This is a genomic window from Bradyrhizobium sp. P5_C12, assembly GCF_054049735.1.
In genome coordinates this window covers 13,593-32,449 of record NZ_JBFULU010000017.1, presented here as the reverse complement: position 1 = coordinate 32,449, position 18,857 = coordinate 13,593, and the positions used below count along the sequence as shown (strand labels likewise).

19 protein-coding genes, 1 tRNA gene and 1 pseudogene are annotated in these 18,857 nt (G+C 62.9%); 10 read left to right on the top strand and 11 right to left on the bottom strand.

Features of this window, described 5'->3' with window-relative positions; translation table 11 throughout:
- Positions 1-4 precede the first annotated feature (4 nt).
- From ACXJMY_RS17225 to ACXJMY_RS17205, 5 genes and pseudogenes are all read left to right on the top strand, one after another.
- The gene (locus ACXJMY_RS17225) at positions 5-472 is read left to right on the top strand and encodes an arsenate-mycothiol transferase ArsC (protein WP_456620528.1); all 468 of its coding nucleotides are present in this window, start codon (positions 5-7) and stop codon (positions 470-472) included.
- A gap of 324 nt (positions 473-796) precedes the next feature.
- The gene (locus ACXJMY_RS17220) at positions 797-1,426 is read left to right on the top strand and encodes a Maf-like protein (protein WP_456620527.1); all 630 of its coding nucleotides are present in this window, start codon (positions 797-799) and stop codon (positions 1,424-1,426) included.
- A gap of 146 nt (positions 1,427-1,572) precedes the next feature.
- The gene (yacG, locus tag ACXJMY_RS17215) at positions 1,573-1,755 is read left to right on the top strand and encodes a DNA gyrase inhibitor YacG (RefSeq protein WP_456620526.1); all 183 of its coding nucleotides are present in this window, start codon (positions 1,573-1,575) and stop codon (positions 1,753-1,755) included.
- A gap of 185 nt (positions 1,756-1,940) precedes the next feature.
- Positions 1,941-2,016 (top strand) — tRNA-Phe (locus ACXJMY_RS17210).
- Between the two features lie 78 nt (positions 2,017-2,094).
- A pseudogene (locus ACXJMY_RS17205) lies at positions 2,095-2,430 on the top strand (hypothetical protein); the annotation flags it as partial.
- A 534-nt stretch (positions 2,431-2,964) separates the two neighbouring features.
- Here the strand turns inward: ACXJMY_RS17205 and ACXJMY_RS17200 are convergent.
- The 7 genes from ACXJMY_RS17200 to ACXJMY_RS17170 form a co-directional block, all read right to left on the bottom strand.
- Entirely contained in the window at positions 2,965-3,381 is a 417-nt protein-coding gene (locus tag ACXJMY_RS17200) for a DoxX family protein (RefSeq protein ID WP_456620525.1), read from the bottom strand.
- A gap of 51 nt (positions 3,382-3,432) precedes the next feature.
- Complete coding sequence (locus tag ACXJMY_RS17195; RefSeq protein ID WP_456620524.1) at positions 3,433-5,043, bottom strand: MFS transporter; 1,611 nt, start codon at positions 5,041-5,043, stop codon at positions 3,433-3,435.
- Positions 5,040-6,206 (bottom strand): HlyD family secretion protein, encoded by a 1,167-nt coding sequence (locus ACXJMY_RS17190; RefSeq protein WP_456620523.1) that lies wholly within the window; start codon positions 6,204-6,206, stop codon positions 5,040-5,042. The genes ACXJMY_RS17195 and ACXJMY_RS17190 overlap by 4 nt, the downstream gene beginning before the upstream one ends.
- Positions 6,207-6,213: 7 nt before the next feature.
- Positions 6,214-6,948 (bottom strand): pirin family protein, encoded by a 735-nt coding sequence (locus tag ACXJMY_RS17185; RefSeq protein ID WP_456620522.1) that lies wholly within the window; start codon positions 6,946-6,948, stop codon positions 6,214-6,216.
- Between the two features lies 1 nt (position 6,949).
- Positions 6,950-7,807 (bottom strand): alpha/beta fold hydrolase, encoded by an 858-nt coding sequence (locus tag ACXJMY_RS17180; RefSeq protein ID WP_456620521.1) that lies wholly within the window; start codon positions 7,805-7,807, stop codon positions 6,950-6,952.
- A gap of 55 nt (positions 7,808-7,862) precedes the next feature.
- Positions 7,863-8,327: a cupin domain-containing protein gene (locus ACXJMY_RS17175; RefSeq protein WP_456620520.1), complete on the bottom strand. Its 465-nt coding sequence runs from the start codon at positions 8,325-8,327 to the stop codon at positions 7,863-7,865.
- 181 nt (positions 8,328-8,508) lie between these two features.
- Positions 8,509-9,102: an isochorismatase family protein gene (locus ACXJMY_RS17170; RefSeq protein WP_456620519.1), complete on the bottom strand. Its 594-nt coding sequence runs from the start codon at positions 9,100-9,102 to the stop codon at positions 8,509-8,511.
- Between the two features lie 112 nt (positions 9,103-9,214).
- On the opposite strand from ACXJMY_RS17170, the gene ACXJMY_RS17165 reads away from it, so the two are divergent.
- Complete coding sequence (locus ACXJMY_RS17165; RefSeq protein WP_456620518.1) at positions 9,215-10,120, top strand: LysR substrate-binding domain-containing protein; 906 nt, start codon at positions 9,215-9,217, stop codon at positions 10,118-10,120.
- Between the two features lie 716 nt (positions 10,121-10,836).
- On the opposite strand, the gene ACXJMY_RS17160 is transcribed toward ACXJMY_RS17165, so the two are convergent.
- The 3 genes from ACXJMY_RS17160 to ACXJMY_RS17150 all read right to left on the bottom strand — a co-directional run bounded on the left by ACXJMY_RS17160 (position 10,837) and on the right by ACXJMY_RS17150 (position 14,485).
- The gene (locus ACXJMY_RS17160) at positions 10,837-12,588 is read right to left on the bottom strand and encodes a TRAP transporter large permease (RefSeq protein ID WP_456620517.1); all 1,752 of its coding nucleotides are present in this window, start codon (positions 12,586-12,588) and stop codon (positions 10,837-10,839) included.
- Positions 12,585-13,253, bottom strand: coding sequence for a TRAP transporter small permease subunit (locus ACXJMY_RS17155; RefSeq protein WP_456620516.1), 669 nt, complete (start codon positions 13,251-13,253; stop codon positions 12,585-12,587). The genes ACXJMY_RS17160 and ACXJMY_RS17155 overlap by 4 nt, the downstream gene beginning before the upstream one ends.
- Before the next feature lie 92 nt (positions 13,254-13,345).
- Entirely contained in the window at positions 13,346-14,485 is a 1,140-nt protein-coding gene (locus ACXJMY_RS17150) for a TRAP transporter substrate-binding protein (protein WP_456620628.1), read from the bottom strand.
- 92 nt (positions 14,486-14,577) lie between these two features.
- Here ACXJMY_RS17150 and ACXJMY_RS17145 point away from each other — a divergent pair, with 92 nt between their 5' ends.
- The 4 genes from ACXJMY_RS17145 (at position 14,578) to ACXJMY_RS17130 (ending at position 18,354) form a co-directional block, all read left to right on the top strand.
- Positions 14,578-15,501 (top strand): hypothetical protein, encoded by a 924-nt coding sequence (locus ACXJMY_RS17145; protein ID WP_456620634.1) that lies wholly within the window; start codon positions 14,578-14,580, stop codon positions 15,499-15,501.
- 167 nt (positions 15,502-15,668) lie between these two features.
- Positions 15,669-16,343, top strand: coding sequence for an FABP family protein (locus ACXJMY_RS17140; protein WP_456620515.1), 675 nt, complete (start codon positions 15,669-15,671; stop codon positions 16,341-16,343).
- A 22-nt stretch (positions 16,344-16,365) separates the two neighbouring features.
- Positions 16,366-17,073 (top strand): RibD family protein, encoded by a 708-nt coding sequence (locus tag ACXJMY_RS17135; RefSeq protein ID WP_456620514.1) that lies wholly within the window; start codon positions 16,366-16,368, stop codon positions 17,071-17,073.
- Between the two features lie 9 nt (positions 17,074-17,082).
- The gene (locus ACXJMY_RS17130) at positions 17,083-18,354 is read left to right on the top strand and encodes a flavin monoamine oxidase family protein (protein WP_456620513.1); all 1,272 of its coding nucleotides are present in this window, start codon (positions 17,083-17,085) and stop codon (positions 18,352-18,354) included.
- A gap of 86 nt (positions 18,355-18,440) precedes the next feature.
- Here the strand turns inward: ACXJMY_RS17130 and ACXJMY_RS17125 are convergent, their stop codons facing one another.
- A complete protein-coding gene (locus tag ACXJMY_RS17125; RefSeq protein WP_456620512.1) occupies positions 18,441-18,767 on the bottom strand; it encodes a hypothetical protein in 327 nt (108 codons plus the stop codon).
- Positions 18,768-18,857 lie beyond the last annotated feature (90 nt).

Sequence of the window (18,857 nt, the reverse complement as noted above, 5' to 3'; positions counted from 1 at the left end):
TGCGATGGCGGGTCCGCCACGCGCACGCGATCCGCAATCGGTGCTGTTCGCCTGCGCGATGAACAGCGTGCGCTCGCCGATGGCCGAGAGCCTGCTGCGGCACATGTTTCCGCAAGGCCTCTACGTGAAGTCGGCCGGCGCGAGGAAGGGCGAGCTCGATCCCTTCGCGGTCGCGGTGATGGACGAGCTGGGGCAAGACATCTCCACCCACAAGCCGCAGACCTTCGAGGAGCTGGAGGATTGGGAGGGGCTGAACTTCGACCTCATCATCACGCTGTCGCCGGAGGCGCATCACAAGGCGCTGGAGCTGACCCGCACGCTCGCCGCCGATGTCGAATACTGGCCGACGCATGATCCGACCACCATCGAAGGCAGCCGCGACCAGAAGCTCGCCGCCTACCGCGACGTCTGCGACCAGCTGTTGATGCGTATCCGCAGGCGGTTTGCGAAGGTGGGGGCGGCGAGCGGGTAGCCCTCGCGCCCCGGACGCAGCGCCTCCTCTCCCTCGCCCCGCTTGCGGGGAGAGGGGCGGGGTGAGGGGGAGTCTCCGCGAGGACGGTGAAAGTTGAGCGCGCGGATGCTCCCCCTCACCCGGATTGCATCTTCGATGCAATCCGGCCTCTCCCCGCACGCGGGGAGAGGCGTAGAGGCCGTAACACCGGCGTCACAGACCGCAGGCACACGCATGCTGGGCCCGTCGAATCAGTAAAGTCCGGGTTCCCGGGTTGTGAAATCAGCCCCCTTCCGATAGGTTCCGCGCGCAATTCACCCCCTGCTTCATCCCCCAAATCACCTGATGCTCGGCCGCCCCAAATTCGTTCTTGCCTCCGGTTCGCCGCGGCGCCTGTCGCTGCTCAACCAGGCCGGCATCGAGCCGGACGCGCTCCGGCCGGCCGACGTCGACGAGACGCCGAAGCGGGGCGAGCTGCCGCGCGCCTGCGCCAACCGGCTCGCGCGGGCCAAGGCCGATGCGGCGCTGAAGTCTGTGCAGCTCGACGACGAGTTGCGCGGCGCCTTCATCCTCTCCGCCGACACGGTTGTGGCGGTCGGCCGCCGCATCCTGCCCAAGGCCAACCTCGTCGACGAGGCCGCGCAGTGCCTGCGGCTGCTGTCCGGCCGCAACCACCGCGTCTACACCGCGATCTGTCTCGTCACGCCGCGCGAGGCCTTCCGCCAGCGCCTGGTCGAGACCCGCGTGCGCTTCAAGCGCCTCTCGGAGGACGACATCCAGGCCTATATCGGCTCCGGCGAGTGGCGCGGCAAAGCCGGCGGCTACGCCGTGCAGGGCATCGCCGGGTCCTTCGTGGTGAAGATGGTCGGCTCCTACACCAACGTCGTCGGCCTGCCGCTCTACGAGACCACCACGCTGCTCGGCGGCGAGGGTTTTCCGATCCGCTTCGGCTGGCTCAACGCAGTCGGCGTGTGAGAGCGGCGACAAAAATATCGAAAACAACCCCATGCACAGTAGAATGGCCCACCGGGTCCTTGCGGAGGACGCATGCGCCGCCGCCCGAGGAACCCGTTTGCCGACAGGCTCTTGACCCCCGCAACCTCGTAGACGCCGCCCCGATCATGGACCACCAAGTCAAAAAGCCCGCCAGTCCCCTCAAGACCTGCGCGATCTGCGGCAAGCCGCAGTCCGAGGCCACCCGTCCGTTCTGCTCGTCGCGCTGCCGCGACGTCGACCTGAACCGCTGGCTGAAGGGCTCCTACGTCATCCCCGGCAAGGATGACGAGGTCGATGACGTCGAATAACTAAGTAGTTTCAAATGGTTGCCTGATGAGGGCGGAGCGCTCGCCGGCGTCATCCCAATCTCATCCCAGCTTGTGCACAGCCGGGCCAAGCTCCGAGAGGCCATCGGCGAAGCGTGGGTGGACAGGCCGCTCCGAGCCCACTATAAACCGCCCGCTCGATGGGCCTTGGCCCCTCTTTGGAGCACGCCCAGGTAGCTCAGTTGGTAGAGCATGCGACTGAAAATCGCAGTGTCGGTGGTTCGATTCCGCCCCTGGGCACCAAACTACGCTTTTGTGCGCTAGACTGCGATTTTGTGCAATGACGTGAGTGCTGGCCTAGGGGTCCATTACGTCGCGCGTTCGCCGTCGAGCATCACCAACGAACTCGGCTTTACCGAGGCAACCGTCGCAGCACTGGTCGGCCATGCCAACGGCTCGGTAACGAGCAAGTACATCCATACGCTCGACACGGCGCTTATCGTGGCTGCGAACACAATCTCGGGCTACATTCAAGGGCTCCTTGACGGCATCGAATCCAAGCAGACCGCCTATGCGTTAGACCGTGGTTCACGCAAAGCTGCCCTGGCCCGCTTCCTGAAGAGGCTTCCAGCGCTGAACTTGACGAGCCCGAACAGGAGTCTCAGTTGGCCGCGCAGCTTTGCATTGTGGCGAGGTGTTTCGTCGGCGCGGCGATAGAGTCGCGCAGCGCGACGCTGCTCTTGGGACGGGGCACCGGACGCGCGAGCACCCGACATGATTCGAACGTGTGACCTTTGCCTTCGGAGGGCAACGCTAAGCGACCGCCTGAAATAGCAATTTGAGATGGTTGCATGTCCCCGCAACCAACTCAAATTGCTAAACCCCACCCCTGGTGGCTGGGTTTTCGTTTTGAGAGCGACCGTCAGGACTTCAGCCAGATCGCCTCGGACATCGATCCCAACCCATGCTTGCTCGAGCTCGGCCAGCGGCAACCTCTCTCTGCCGGATTGTGTGTTTGACGGGAAGTCGATTGAAATTTCGGGGACCCGCCCGATGGGCTTTATCGTTCCGCCGTTTGGCTAGCACCGGGGAGCCCCCATGGGTGGCTAAAACAGATAAAAACGCTATGGTTGCAGCGCGATCCCGCCGATCGAAGCAGCCTTGCGAAGCATTGAAAATATCATCAGATCGTTCCTTTGGATCGTTTCTGTTTTGGCACTCACGTGCCGGGATCGCTTTAGCTGTATGGGGCTACTGCGGGCCTAGATTGAGGTCGCAAATCGCAAGAGCGCCCGCTCCGCACACGCTGATATAGAGCAGGCCACCGATCACAGCGATATTGCCCATGAAGGCGTTGCGCATCATCGCGCGGATCTGTGCAGGGTTTTTGACGGACCAAAACTGCAGGAAGGCGAGCGAGACAAAGGCCAGGAACAGCGCCAATCCGATCGCCGCAATTCGGGCATAGAGCCCCAGACCAAGTGCGAGTGCACCGGCGAGCTCGAACGCACCGGTCAGCCGCATGAGAAGCGCAGGCACGGGCAAATGAAGAGATGCGACCTGCTCCATCTCCATCGGATCGAGCCGGAACTTGTCCATCGCGCTGACAACGAAGAGTGATCCGATCGCAATGCGTGCGATCACCAGCGTTGCGTCTGCCTCGATCATGGATGGTCTCCTGTAATGTTTGGCTGGCTCGACCGAGCGATCTCACTTTGATCACTGGGCGTTGCGGACGGGATGCATGTTGCGTTTTGGGGTGAAGGGACCTTCCGGCGGGGACGTCATCAGTACGACCATCACGAGTCCCAGAAGCGCAGCCCAGAACGTCAGCCAGAACCCGTCGATGTAGGCGAGAACATTGGCTTCGCGCCGGACCAGGGCAGCCATGGTGCTGAGCCCCCGGGCTGTCGCAATATCCGATCCATGGCTGATGAAAGGCGCGGTGATCTGAGAGAGAGCTTGTGTGACGCCGGCGTCACCGGCGGCGACGTGTTGACCGAGCAGGTTAGAGTACGTCTGTTCGCGGACACGCAGCCAGGTCGTGATCAGGGCCACGCCGATTTCCGCGCCGCCGAGGCGCAAGACCTGGATATAGGCCGAGAAGGCCGTCGCGCGAGTTGGATCGGCATTGGCGAAGGCATAGATCATGATCGCAATGAATGTCAGGCCGTACCCCACCGACTGAAGAAGCGCGAGGGGCACGAAGGCCGCGGGATCCCAGTCGCTGGTCAGTCGTGTGCCGAGCAAGCCGGCGGCTGCAAATGCCGAGAGACCGAGGATCAGCACGAGCCGGGCATCGATCCGTCGCAGCAGGACGACGGCCAGCGGAACCAGCAGCAGGAGCGGCAGCGCGACGTAATTCAGCAGCAGCGGACCGATTTGTTCGGGTCTCAATAGCCGAACCGTCGTGAGGAAATTGGGGATGAGCGCGACGTTGGACAGGCTGGTCAAGATGAAGCAGAGCGCGGCGAGCAGCATCAATCCGATGTTGCGCGAGAGGATGACGCTCGCTCTGGCCCAGGGCTCCGGCACGATGGCCTCGTTCACCAGGAATGCCGCAATCAGCGCCGCGCCGCCGCACAGAAGGGCCAGGACCGTACCGGAGGAGAGCCAGTCGAGCCGGTTGCCCTGATCGAGCCCTGTGTAAAGCAAAGTGAGTCCCGCGCCGAACAGCAGCATGCCGCCCCAGTCAGCCCGGCGCAGCAGATCGTAATTGATCGGCACGGACGGGGCGCCAAGATAGACGAACAAGGTCATGAGCGGAGCGAGCAGTGCATCGCCCCAATAGACCCATTCCCATCCGAGGGTCTGAACATACATCCCCACCAGGGAGATGCCGGCATTCGCCGTGAATGCCAGCCGAAACGCATAGAGCGCCATGGCCGGCAGCCACCATCGGGGTGGCAGGTTGCGCAGGATCACCATCATGGTGGCCGGCACGAATACGCCGAGACACAGCCCATGGACGATGTGCAGAGCGAGCAGCAGATCGACTGCGCGCACAAAGGGGATGACGATCGAGACGACGGTGTAGAGCAGCGTCGGAATTAGGAATAGGCGCCGGATGCCGATCGTCGAGGCAAACCAGGCAACGGCTGGCGCGATCATGATCTGTGACGCGGTTCCGGCGGTACTGAGCCAGGCACCTTCGTCGAAGCTCAGACCGAAGGCCCCCTTGATGTCGACGAGCCCGATCGCGAAGAAGCGGCTGTGAAAGCCGACGATGAACGGCCCCAGCAGAACGGCTGCGACCGCGTAAAGTGGTTGGTACGGCGAGGTGGGCTTGGCCGCCGGGTCGCTGTCGCCTTTCTCCACGGAACCGTTCACGGCTGTGCGCTCTGATTGCGGGAGGCTTCAGTATGGATGCGTGTCGTGACCGACATACCTGAGCGAAGGCGCTCAAGCAGCTTCTGGTTCGGTGCGAAGCCGATCCGCACGGAAATCCGCTGCACCACCTTGGTGAAGTTGCCCGTCGCATTGTCGGCAGGCAGCAGCGCGAGTTGCGACCCGCTTGCCGGAGAGAGGCGCTCGACATAGCCGTGCAGTACTTCGCCGGGGAATGTATCGACCGTGATATCGACGGGCTGTCCCTCGGTCACCCGTGTCAACTGGGTTTCCTTGTAATTGGCGATCACATAGATTTTGGGGAGCGCCGTAATCGTGATCAGGCTGCTGCCGACATTGACATAGTCACCCTGTTGCACCCCTCGTTCGCCGACGACGCCGTCGAATGGGGCAGTGATCCGGGTATAATCGAGGTGCAGTTGCGCTGCCGCGAGAGCGGCCTCGGAAGTCTGCAAGTCAGCAGCACGTTGCGCCTTTGTGCCAATCAGTACGTCGAGCTGTCGTCGCTGCGCTTCCACGGCAGCTTCGCTCGCCCGCAGGTCACTCTGGGCCTTGACGTGGGAGGCAACGACTTGTTCGACTTTTTGCTGCGTGGAGAAACCCGATTGTGCAAGCTTCTCCTGTCGCTCGCGTTCCTGGCGAGCCTGAATTTCTTGCGCCAATGCAGATGCCTGTTGTGCTTCGGCTTGTGAGATCGTGGCACGCTGCAGCGCGATCTGGTTATCGAGGTTGCTATGTGCAGTTCTGGCTGAGGCAGCAGTGGCCACGGCCTGAGCAACCTGGACGGTATAATCAGAGGGATCGATTTCTGCTAGCAGATCGCCGGCTTTGACACGCTGGTAGTCTTTGACCCCGATTGCACGCACCGTTCCGGCGACTCTGCTTGCGAGGCGCGTCATCTCTGTTCGAACATATGCGTTGTCTGTCTCCTGAACCGCGGCCTGGGCTGTCCACAGGTCCCATCGTGTGATCGCGATGGTGACAAAGCCCAGGATGATCGCAAGCGCGAGCGCCGGAATGCCGAAGCGTCCGAGCGCGCCCCACAGGGCGGGCGAGATCGTCCGTTCGGCTCCCGGATGCGGCACCCGTTCCGGGAGCGGCACCTCGGCAGCATCCGCGGGGGGCTGGGGCAGGGGCATCGACATGTGTCGCTCATCCGCCGCTGATGGTGCCCGCGCGCGTGGCATGCGCATCGCGATCGACCAGAAAGGCCAGGAGTGTGGACGGACGAATGGCCTTGATCGCCGGAAGCGCGGTCTCGTTGTCGGCGAGCGCATCTCCCTTCAAAAGATGGGCGGCGCCGGCATTGATCTCGCCGTCGAAGACATACAGCAGTTGCTGCATGCCATCGGCACGCGGGATTTCAATCTCGCGGCCGGCCGGCAGGTGCGCGTCATAGACGATGACCTGCTGGCGGATCGTGAGCGGCGCGTCGCTTGTCTCCGGCGCGGCGATGAGATGCCAGTTGCCGTCGGCAACGGTGTCGTCGCGGTCGTGGAACTGGACTTCGCCGGGCAGATCCGCCTCGCGCGGGCGGATGAAGATCTGAAGCATTTCAACGGGGTCTGAAGGCGCGGATTCCTCATGCCAGAAGCTCTTGCCTGCATTCATCATCATCAGTCTGTGCGGAGACAGCGCAACGCGGTTGCCAGACGAGTCCTCGTGCACCATGGTGCCGTGCCACATGTAGCTGAGTATCTCGTCGTTGACGTGCTCGTGGAATCGCACCACGGTGCCGACGCCGAGATTGGCGTGATCGAGGACGGCGAGCGGCCCGAAGGCGGGATCGGCGTTCGATCCGAAGACACGGCCCGGCCGCACGCGCCGGATCTTGAATGGCCCTTGCTCGAAGCCGCGGCTGGCCTGTGCGCACAGAATTCTCAACACGTCAGGAAACTCCCTGCTGAGCTTTTGTAACGGTCTTGCGGATCAGCTCAGCGACGAATTCGGGTTTCTCGTCTGGCATCCAGTGCCCGCAATTCTCAACGATCCCCGTATCGACCTTCTCGGCGATCAGCTTTGCGGCGTTCCCCGAATAGTCAGCCATGACCATTGCAGAGCCATAGGATGCAACAGGAATGGTCAGCTTTCGCGCGCTGAATTCTTTTAGCTGCTCGCCGGTCTCGGGGATCGCGTGATAGTGCATCAGGCTCGCGCGCAAGGCGCCGATCCCGCTATAGGCGCGGATGTAGTCCGCGGCCTCGTCGGGCACTACCGCATGGGGATTGAAAGCGAAGCTCCGGTAGAAATGATTCAGGTAGGCTGGGATATCTGCCCCGATCATCTTGGCGGCCATATCCACGTCCTGATGGAATTTCAGATGCCAGAACAGTGTCACCAGGTCGGGGACGTTATCGCTGACGATGCCCCACAGCGGCGCTTCGATCAGGGTGAGGGACGCGCAGTGATCGCGGTGCTTGGCAGCGAAGGCGTAAGCCACCGGGCCGCCGACATCATGGGCGACGAGATGGACGCGCCCGAGACCGAAATGCCGAACCAGCGCCAGGATATCGTCGGACTGGGTTGACGCATCATAGCCTGTCAACGGCTTGGAACTGTCGCCGCACCCGCGCAGATCAGGTGCTATGAGCTGATAGTCGCCGTCGAGCAAGGCGCTGACGCGCTCCCACTGCCGGCTTGTCTGTGGCCAGCCGTGCAGGAGCACAATGGTTTCGTCGCCCTGGCCGGACGACAACGCATGCAGGAAGCCGCCATCGAAGGGAACGCGGTGACTGATGTGGTTCATTGCAAGGTTCTCTGCAACTAAAGAGAATTGGTGGTGCAACATGCGCTGGTGATGGTCAGTCGATGGGCGGGCCGACGAATTCGACGCCGTATTTCGCTGCGAGCTCGTTCACCCTGTCCGTCCCGTCCTGCGTTGAAAGCCCCTCTTTCGCGACCGCACGGAAGAAGCCTTCGCCGTACCCCGGGGACAGCATGACGAGCACGCGGGATGTGCCGGGGCCGATGCCTTTGAAGGCGTGGCGCGCGCCAGGCGGGATCAACGCGGTCGTTCCCGGCCCGGCCATGGCTTCCGTTCCGTCACAGTGAAACTTCACTGACCCGGACAGCACCGTGAACATCTCGTGCGCGTCATAATGGATGTGCAAAGGAGGGCCGTCCCCTTCTTCGATTTCCTCCTCGAACACGCAGAACGCGCCGCCCGTATCTTCGGGCGTGATCCGGAAATAGCGCTTGAATCCGAAAACGCTGTTGGCCTCACCCGTGGCGAGCGCATTGACGATCGGTATGTGTTTTTGGGTCATGTTCCGTCCAGCCTTCTTGATCTGTTTGATCTATGGTGGGGCTTAGGCGGCGCGCTCTTCGACAAATGCACCTCGATGAACCGGAGGGATTTGTCGAAGAGCCGCAGCGTTTCGAGGAAGATATCCGCCGCATTGGCGGCTCCAGTCTTGTCCGCCGCGTCGATCGCGTCGCGTTCGCCGGTTACGACTGGATGGGCGGAAGAACGTCGGTGAACAGCAACTGGATGAGCTGTTGGCCCTTGGGCGTGCCCCAATTCTGGGCGAGTTCAGCGAGCATGGTGTTGGTGGCCGTCAGGATGACGCCGGCGTCCTGCATGCGGCGGCGGGACATGTCCTCGGAAAGCTCGTACGGCGAACCTGAAGCGTCCATGACGGCCTGCACGTTGTAGCCTTCGGTCACCGCGTCGATCGCCGGGAAGACGAGGCATACGTCGGTCGTCACGCCGGCCATGATCAGGTTCTTTCGGCCGGTCGCCTCGACAGCCGCCTTGAAGTTGGCGTCGGTCCAGGCGTTGACGATGCCTGCGCGCTTGACGCGCTTGTCGTAGGCGTCTGGCAGAATGTCTTTCAGCTCCGGCAACAGCGGTCCCTGCACACGGTCCTCCTGGCTGGAGGTCAGCACCGTCGGGATGCCGAGGATTTTGGCGGCCTTGGCCAGTGCGAGCGACATGCGCTTGGCCAGCGCGACGTCGATATTCTTGATGAGCTGCATCGTGCCAACCTGATGGTCGATCAGCAGAAGCGCCGAATTCTCGGGGGTGAAGGTCGTGGTCATGGCTAATCTCCTGTGCTCGTTGTGAGCTCCGCGGCTCCTTCTGGAAGCTAGGGTTGGAACGAAACGTTGAGGAGACTTGATATTTGCTACCATCATGTTCCATAAATGAAACATGAAGACCTTCGGCGATTTTGACGGCCTCGCGTTGTTTATCCGCATCGTGCAGGCTGGTGGGCTCGCCTCAGCCGAGCGCGCGACGGGGATCCCGAAGGCCACGCTGTCGCGCCGGCTGTCGGTCCTGGAAGAGACCCTGAACGTCCGGCTTGCGCGCCGGACAAAGAAGGGCGTGGTGCTGACAGAGCAGGGGCAGCAACTCTTCGAGCGAGGCCGGACCGCCTTCATGCTGGCCGAGCATGCCGTTGCCGAGGTTCAGGATAACCGCGTCGCACTATCAGGCTTAGCTCGCTTGTCGCTTCCCCCGGACATGGCGAGCGCCGTTCTTGCTCCCGTTCTGTTCGCCTTCAAGGCCAGACATCCCGACGTCACAATAGAGATGACGCTAGCGGATCGCAGGGTCTCGCTCATCGAAGAAGGATACGATCTCGTCGTTCGCATGGGACCGGTTGCGGACTCCGAACTGATGTTCAGAAAAATCGCCGATGTGCCGCGCGTGCTGGTCGCCAGTCCCGCCTTCCTCTCCGCCCATCCCGGCCTGAGCAACCCACAAGACGTGGAAGCGCTGCCGGCGCTCGCGATCCGCCGCGATCTGATCGAATGGGATTTAAAAGATGCTCACGGGACCCGGGTTGTCGTACGCCCCCAGATCGCCTTTGCTGCAAACCGCCAGACCATTCTTGTCGATGCTGCTCGCGCTGGTCTCGGTATTGCAAATCTGCCCGTGTTCCTGATCAAGGACGCCATGGCAACCGGCGCGCTCGTTCCCGTCCTGCCTGGCTGGGAGCCGTCACCTGTCGAGACGACCGCGTTGTGGCAGAGGGACAGAATCACGGGACGCCTGATCAAGGCCATCGTCGGCGTGTTTGAGGAAGCCTTGCGCGCCAAACTCGCCGAGGTCTAGATTGCTGTCCCAATGCGTGCTTGGGCTGCTGCGTGAAAATATCAGAGCCGTTCGCATTCGATCGCGGTACACGGTGGCCAAATGCGCAATCGAATTGCGGTATCGTTCGTCACCAATCATCCGGCCTTTCCCAAGCGCTCCTGCGGAAATTCGATGAAGCGCTGCGTCTTTGCCGGCAGCAGGCGCGTCCCGGTTTATTTCGATCTACCGGTCGGCGGAAGTGAAGGACTATATCAACAAGAAGTATGCCCGATTCTACATTCCGGTGTGGTGAGCGGGGCAGCAGGCCCAAAGCAGAGCATCCCCAACGCGCAGCCCTCGCAAGCCACTGCAGTACAATACTCTTTCTTCCTCACTTTCGCACTGGCCGGCTTGACACGTGCCTTTGGAGGGCAGCGGTCACCCCACGCGCCCGGCCGCGAAATATTCTTTCGTCAATCACAATCCGGAAGTGAGCGCCTTCCCCAAGGGGGAACTTAAAAGTCGTTCACGTGATAGCCGGCCAAAAGCCCGGCTCGCCCTCGCAAGTTAGGCGCCCCTCCAATAGGAAAACTGGGCGCCTCCGATGGCGGTGCAGCCGACCTCCGTCAACTACGCCAAGCGCTCAGGCCACCATACTAAGGACAAAGAGCGGTTCGTCCTGTCGGTGGTTACGTATGATTCCCTCCCTGGGCACCATTCCTGTGTGACTAGCGCCCGGAGCTCCCCGCTACGCCTCAACCCCCGTACAGATAGTTCGGCAGCCACAGCGTCATGCCGGGCCAGAGGTACATGATGACCATGCACAGGATGACGATCATCATGTAGGGCATCATGCCGGCGAAGATCTGGTTGAGCGTGACATGCTTCGGTGCGACGCCCTTGAGGTAGAACGCCGACATCGCGACCGGCGGTGACAGGAACGCCGCCTGCAGGTTTACGAACACCAGCGTCCCCCACAGGATCGGGTCGATGTTGAAGTGCTTCAGCATCGGCAGGAAGATCGGCACGAAGATGATGATGATCTCGGTCCATTCGAGCGGCCAGCCGAGCACGAAGATGATCGCCTGCGACAGGAGCATGAACTGCACCGGTGTCATGTTGAGCGACAGGACCCATCGCTCAAGCAGCGCCTGCCCGCCGAGAATTGCGAACACTGCCGAGAACAGCGCCGAGCCGACGAACAGCCAGCACACCATCGCGGTGGTCTTCGCGGTCAGGAACACCGCTTCCTTGGTACGCTTCCAGTCGAGCGTGCGGGCTTGCAGCGCCAGCAAGAATGCGCCAAAGGCGCCAACGGCGGCGGACTCGGTCGCGGTGCAGATTCCGAACAGGATGACGGCGAGCACGACGACGGTGAGAATGCCGAGCGGCATGGTCGACGAGGTCAGCAGTTTCACAACCGAGAGCCGCTCGGCGTCGAACCTCCAGTAGTAACGAACCTGCAACAGCGCGCAAACAGCCGCGATGCCCCAGAACCAGAGGTGGAATTGGAGCCCCGGCCCCAGTTCAGCGGGCGTGGCCTCGTGCGTAACCAGCTCTGGCGTGCCCAATTGCTGCACGCCGGTTACCGGAAGTTCGACGGCAGCCTGCTGGTGAATAACCACGTACCACCAGATGGTGGCCATCGTGCCGGCGACGATCGTAAACGGCACCAGCGCGTAACCGAGGTTTGAGAGCAGCATCCAGTAGCTGACGGGACGGCCTTCCGCGTCGATCCGCCTTGCCTGCGTCGGCGAGATCAGCCCCTTGATCAGCGAGACCAGGATCGTTTGCGAGCGATAGGTGTCCTCGAACTTCGACAGCCACGCCGGCACCGGAACCTTGGTTTGGTCCTCCGGCAATGGCGGGGCGATCTTCGGACTGATCATCGCCCAGGCGACTATGTAAATGAGATACAGGAACGACAGAAAGAAGCCCGGGAACATCGCCGCCGCGTACAGCTTGACGATCGACTGACCGGCGACCGCGGCATAGACGATGATCATGACCGACGGCGGAATCAGGATGCCGAGCGTGCCGCCGGCCGTGATGACGCCGGCGGCGAGCTTCACGTCGTACCCCGCCTTGAGCATGGGATTGAATGCGATGACGCCCATCAGCACCACCACCGCGCCGACAAGGCCGCTCGCGATCCCCCAAAACGTGCAGACGATCAGGGTCGCGACCGCAAGCGAAGCCGGCACGCGGCGGAACGCGAGCTGGATCGAATAGAACATCCTGTCGACCAGCGCGCCGCGCTCCATCACGTAGCCCATCAGCACGAACAGCGGGATGGAGATCAGGACGTCGTTGGTCATGGCGCCGTAGGTGCGCTCAACCATCAAATCGAACACGCGGTTGTCGGCCCACGAATGCGTCGGGTCGTAGAACGCGATGTAGCCAAAAAATATGCCGAGGCCCATCAGCGTGAACGCTGTCGGGAAGCCCATCATGATCACAACCACGATGAGCGTGAGCATCAGGAGCCCGAGTGCCGGATCGCTCATGTGTTCACGTCCCCGCCCATACCGCGCTGGCGCGCACTCTCGTCGATTTCATGCGCCCGCTCGATGGCGATCTTGCGCGATTCCTCGTCGACATATTCGCTGTGGGCGAGCTGCTGCTCGATGACGTCGATCTCGGCGACGTCCCTCAGCCGGCTGGGCCATTCGCCGGTCCGCAGGCAGACGACGCAACGCACGATCTCGGCGACGCCTTGCAGCATCACCAGCGCACCGGCGATGGGGATCACGGATTTGAAGTGATAAACCGGCGGCCCATCTGCCGTCACGTTCGAATGCTCCGCGATCCGCCACGAGTCGGAAGCGTAGTCAAAGCCCGCGTAGATGAGGGCGGCGATGCCCGGGATAAAGAAAACCGCATAGAGCACGATGTCCAGCGACGCCTGCATGCGCGGCCGCATCGAGCTGTAGAGGAAGTCGCCGCGGACATGGGCGTTCTGCGCCAGCGTGTAGGCGCCGCACAGCATGAACGCGCTTCCGTACAGCATGTTCTCAAGGTCAAAGATCCACGCCGTCGGCATGTTCATGATGTAGCGCTTGAACACTTCGATGCAGACGACAGTCATCAGCAATATGATCAACCAGGCCGCGGCCTTGCCGCACCACGTGCTGATTTCGTCAATGACAAGCAAAAATTTCTGGACGGTCATTGGTCGCCGCCGATTAATCCGAGGAAAGAATGAAATGACAAAGCACCATCCGGTCGCCGTCCCGAACGGTGCCTCGCCGATTCAATATGTCGTCAGGACTTCTTCGCGGTCCCTTTTGGCCCGAAGTAGTAATCGAACGCCATCTTGCGGTCGACTACGGTGTCCTGCTCCCATTGCGTCGCCCGCCTGGCAAACGCGATCTGCGATTCGACGATTTCCTTGAACAGCGGATTTTCCGCCGACTTCTTCTTGACGATTTCGTCGTAGATCTCGAGCTGCGCCTTGAGAATGGAGTCCGGCGTCTTGTAGAACTTCACCTTGTCCTTGGTCTGCAGCTCGATGTAGTCCTGCGAATAACGGTCGATCGCCTTCCATTGCATCTCTTGCGAAGCGGCGCTCACCGCATTGGCAATGATCGCCTTCATCTTGTCCGGCAGCGCGTCGTACTTGGTCTTGTTGAAGGTGATTTCGAGCTGCTCGGCGTTCTGGTGGTAGCTCTGCAGCATGCAGACCTTGGAGACGTCGGCGAAGCCAAGCAGGCGGTCCGACGAGGCGTTGTTGAACTCGGCTGCGTCGAGCAGGCCGCGATCCATCGCCGACACGATTTCGCCGCCCGGCAGCGCGTTGACCGCGGCGCCCATGGCGGTGAACATGTCGATGGAGATGCCGACGGTGCGGTATTTGAGGCCCTTGAGATCGTCGACGCTGGCGACCGGTTTCTTGAACCACCCGAGCGGCTGCGTCGCCATCGGTCCGTACGGGAACGACACGACGTTCAGGCCGACCGATGCATACAGTTTGGCGAGAAGCTCCTTGCCGCCGCCCCACCTGTGCCAGGCGAGCAGCATGTTGGCGTCCATGGCGTAGCCCGGACCCGAGCCCCACAACGCCAGCGCGTTCTGCTTGCCGTAGTGGTAGACCAGCACGCCGTGGCCGCCGTCGAGCGTGCCTTTCGACACCGCATCGATCAGCCCGAACGCGGGCACCACGGCGCCGGCGGGAAGCACCTCGATCTTGAGGTCGCCGCCGGTCATGTCGTTGACCGTCTTGGCGTAGTCGAGCGCGTATTCGTGGAAGATATCCTTCGACGGCCATGTGCTCTGAAAGCGCATACTCATTGGGCCCTGCGCGCTAACGATCGTCGGCGCGGCTACCGTCGCGGCGGCCCCCGCAGCAGCGAACTTGAGAAAGCGGCGGCGGCTGGACGTACTTCTCTTGTATGATTTGGTCATAGTTTCCTCCTCCCTTGGGATAGTGATCCCTTGCGGATCAGCCCCTTTTTTATTGGGAGAAGTCAAAGACTTGCGCAGGGGATTGGCAAGAAATGTTCGGGATGATGCGACGCTACGACGCGGATTGCGGTAATGACGCGCCGCACAAGGATCAATGTGCTCGTGGTCGTCGCGGTTTGAACGGCGATCCGGCCATGTCGCACCGCGATCGGGTCGCCGGCTGCGAGCATCGCTGCGGCTCTGGCGATGGTGTGAACGATCTTCGAATCCTCGTCGGCCAGGACGACGCCGGGCCGTCAGGGTCTCCACTGTCGCGGCGAATGTCGTGGCTTCCACCGTCTTCATGTCGAACGGATTGCCGGTCGTCACGGCGCGGCGGATGTGAGGTGCCGGAAGGCGCAATCCGTCGCCGGCCGCTGTCCGGTTGCCGGGAGGCCGTGGTGCAACTCACGTCGGACCGTGATATCCTTCCGTTCCGGGACGGAATTGACTGTCCCCACATCTGGAAGGGCAAGGCCATGAGATATTCGTCGTGCTTCGTTGCTGGTCTGGTTGTTGCGATCTCGTCGACTGCACTCTGTGGCCTGAGCGGCGCGGCCATGTCGCAACCGACACCCTCGGGCGGCGCCGGCACCCAGCTTCCCGGCGTCGTGGTCGACGCGCCGAAGCAGGCGGCGAGGCCTCACAAGCCGACACAGCACGCGGTGGCCCGCAGCAGCGCGTCCGACCGGTCATCGCCAACCATCTCGACGGCGTCGGCGTCGCCGAAGTCAGACGCCGCGAAGCTTGCCAAGCTTGCCGCCGCCACGGGCAGCTGCGTCGGCGGCTGCCAATCGAGCTTCAAGACGGGCGATAAGCCCTGGGTTGGCTGCAATGCTTCGGGCGGCGTGTATTCGTTCACGTGCCGAAACGTCGGCAACTACAAGACCTACGACGAGTGCAAGGAGGCCGGGCGGATCACCGGCTGGCGATCCGGTGAAACCTCGGCGTATTGCAGCAGCCTGGCGTTGAAGTAACGGAGGCCGCGGCTGGAGGAGGCGAGGCCCGCCCCGGCGGGCCTGGCCCGGATTTGCAAGGCGACATCCGGGGCTTGCGGTTAACGCCCATCCCGCATGTCGCTTCGCTCATGCGGGCTACGTGGTTCTCGTGATATGGCTGGCCTCCACATCCCCGCGAGGCCCCCATGCTCCCCATTCCCGCCGACATCTTCACCGAGCCCGACGACGTCTCCCCCGACGGCCTCGCCAATCTCGGGCCGCTGCGCCGGCTCGCCGGCGTGTGGCAGGCGGACAAGGGCATCGACATCAACCCGAAGGCGGAGGGGCCGGAGCGGCGGACCTTCATCGAGCATATCCGGATGGACCCGATCGATCCGCAGGCCAACGGGCCGCAGCTGCTCTATGGGCTGCGCTATCACATCCACATCAACACGCCCGAGGAGGACATCACCTTCCACGACCAGGTCGGCTACTGGCTGTGGGAGCCCGCGACCGGGCTGATCATGCAGACGCTGGCGATCCCGCGCGGGCAGGTGCTGCTGGCGTCGGGCAAGGCCGCGCCGGATGACAAGACAATCGCGGTCACGGCGAAGCGCGGCGACACCGCTTACGGGATCTGCTCGACCGATTTTCTGGAACAAGCCTTCCGCACCGATTCTTACCGCTGCGACATCACCTTCAACGATGATGGAAGCTGGAGCTATCTGATCCAGACCGAGCTGTTCGTGCGCGGCGCGCCTTTCAATCATCACGACAGCAACACGCTCAAGCTCGTCGCGCCGCCCAAACTCAATCCGCTTGCGGTGATCGTGAACGATCGCGCCAAAGACGGTGGAAAGGGCAAAGGGCCGGCGACCTGAGGCGCAGGTACGGAGAATTTGCATGAAACCCTACGTCATCTGCCTGATGCACTCCAGCCTGGACGGCCGCACCCATCCCAGCCGCTGGCGGCCGAAGGGTGCGGGCGTGGACTGGTTCGAGAAGATCCATGAGGAGCTCGAGGGGGATGCCTGGGTGATCGGCCGTGTCACCGGCTCGGAATTCGCCAAGGGCAAGCCCTATCCCGCGACGACCGCGACGTTTCCGCGCGACAACTGGTTCGCGCGGCGCGATGCGGACACCTATGGCGTCGTGCTCGATGCGCACGGCAAGATCGGCTGGGGCCGATCGGACATCGGCGGCGATCCGATCGTCGTGGTGCTGACCGACAGCGTGCCGGATTCGCACCTGGCGGGGCTGCGCGGCGAGGGCGTGTCCTACATCTTCGCCGGCAAGTCCGAGATCGATCTGGCGCTGACGCTTGATATCCTCGATCGCGAGCTCGGCGTGAAGCGCCTGCTGGTGGAGGGCGGCGGCGTCGCCAATGGCGCGTTCCTGCGCGCCGGTCTGATCGACGAATTCAATCTGATCCTCAGCCCCGCGGTGGATGGCGCAAGCGGCGCTCCCTTCGTGTTCGACTCGACGGAGGCCGACAGCGACCGGCGCGCTCCGCTCACCGCGATGACGCTGGAGAGCACGCGGCCGCTCGGCGGCGGTGTTTTGCTGCTGCGCTATCTGATCCAGAACGAGCCGCAAGGCGCGGGCAGATAAAGCGCCGGCATGTCGGACAAGTCAGAGCACATCGTCATTGTCGGCGCCGGCGCGGCCGGCTTGATGGCCGCGCGCGAGCTTGCGCGTGCGGGCCGGCGCGTCACCATCCTGGAGGCGCGCGACCGCTGCGGCGGGCGCATCCATCCATTGCCCGCGTCGCAGTTCGCCTACCCGGCCGATGGCGGCGCCGAATTCGTCCATGGCGAGGCGCCGGTCACGCGCGGCCTGCTGCGAGAAGCGGGACTGTCGTTGCAGGTGATCGAGGGCGCGCAATGGAGCTTTGATGGCACAAAACTGTCGCGCGAGGATCGCCACGAGCCGCATGAGGCCGTGCTTCAAGCCGCGCTGAACGGGCTGAAGCACGACCTCACCGTCGCCGATTTCCTGCGCCGCCATTTTGCCGGCGACGCATATGCGCGGATGCGGCATTCGATCGAGCGCATGGTTGAAGGCTACGACGCCGCCGACCCCGAGCGCGCCTCGACGCTGGCGCTGCGCGAGGAATGGATGGATGGCGGACACGCCGGGCAGGCGCGCATCGCCGGCGGCTATGGTGCGCTCATCGACCTCCTGGTGAAGGAGTGCCGCAGGCATGGCGTTGCGATCCGCCTTGGTTGCGTGGTGTCGGCGATCGAGGAGAGCAGCGGCGCGGTGACCATCCGCTGCGCCGGCGGTGACGTGCATGGATGCGATCGCGTGATCCTCACCGTGCCGCTGCCGCTGTTGCGCGAGATCGCACTGCCGCAAGCTGCGCGCGCGAAGGCGGCTGCCGCAGATGACATCGGCTTCGGCAATGTCATCAAGATCCTGCTGCGCTTCGAGCGGCCCTGGTGGCGTGACGGCAGGGATGATCTCGCGGACATGACCTTCCTGCTGTCGGACCAGACGATCCCGGTGTGGTGGACGCAACGTCCCTCGGAGCATCCCGTGCTCACCGGCTGGTTCGGAGGTCCAAGAACGGCAGGACTCTCCGGCCTCGATTCGCAGGCGCTGATCGAGGCCGGGATTGGCTCGCTTGCCGCAATGTTCGGCCTGTCGCGCGACGATCTCGCACGCGATGTCGTGGCGGCCGCCGCCACGAATTGGGCCCACGACCGTTTCGCCCGCGGCGCCTATTCCTGGGYGACGCCGCAGACGCGCGCCGCGCAGGCGATCCTGGCGCGCGCCGACGGTCCGATCCTGTTCTCGGGAGAAGCACTCTATCGCGGCCGCGACATGGGCACGGTCGAGGCTGCGCTTGCGAGCGGCCTGGAGACGGCGGGCATGATTTTGCGGGAATGACGGCTTACATCAAGAACATGGATGGCCGGGACACGCCCGGCCATGACGATCAGCAGAAAGGCCCGCGCGCTTGCGGGCCTTTTGTTTTAGTAGCGGTAGCCGCCACTGCCGAAGCCCAACGTCACGCCGGGACCGCCGCCGCCGTAATATCCGTACGGTCCGCCGCCATAATAGCCGTGGTGCCGCGGGTAATAGCCGTAGCTCCGGTAGTGCGGACGATAGTAGCCGTGGCCATGATGGCGCCAGTGATGATGGCGGTAGCCATGATGGTGGTGTCTGTGCTGCGCGCTGATGTCGGTCGATTGGCCGGCCTGCGCGTTCTGCTTTACGTTTCCACCGCCAGCCGCATATGCCGCGGATCCGCCGGTCAACGCCGCAGCACCGACAGCGATCGCGACAAAGAGATACTTCATGTCATCACTCCAGTTGAGATGTCGAGTGACAACACATGGGCGTGCGGCGCGTTCCGGCCAGTGCGGGCGTCGAAACGACGCAGACGTAGT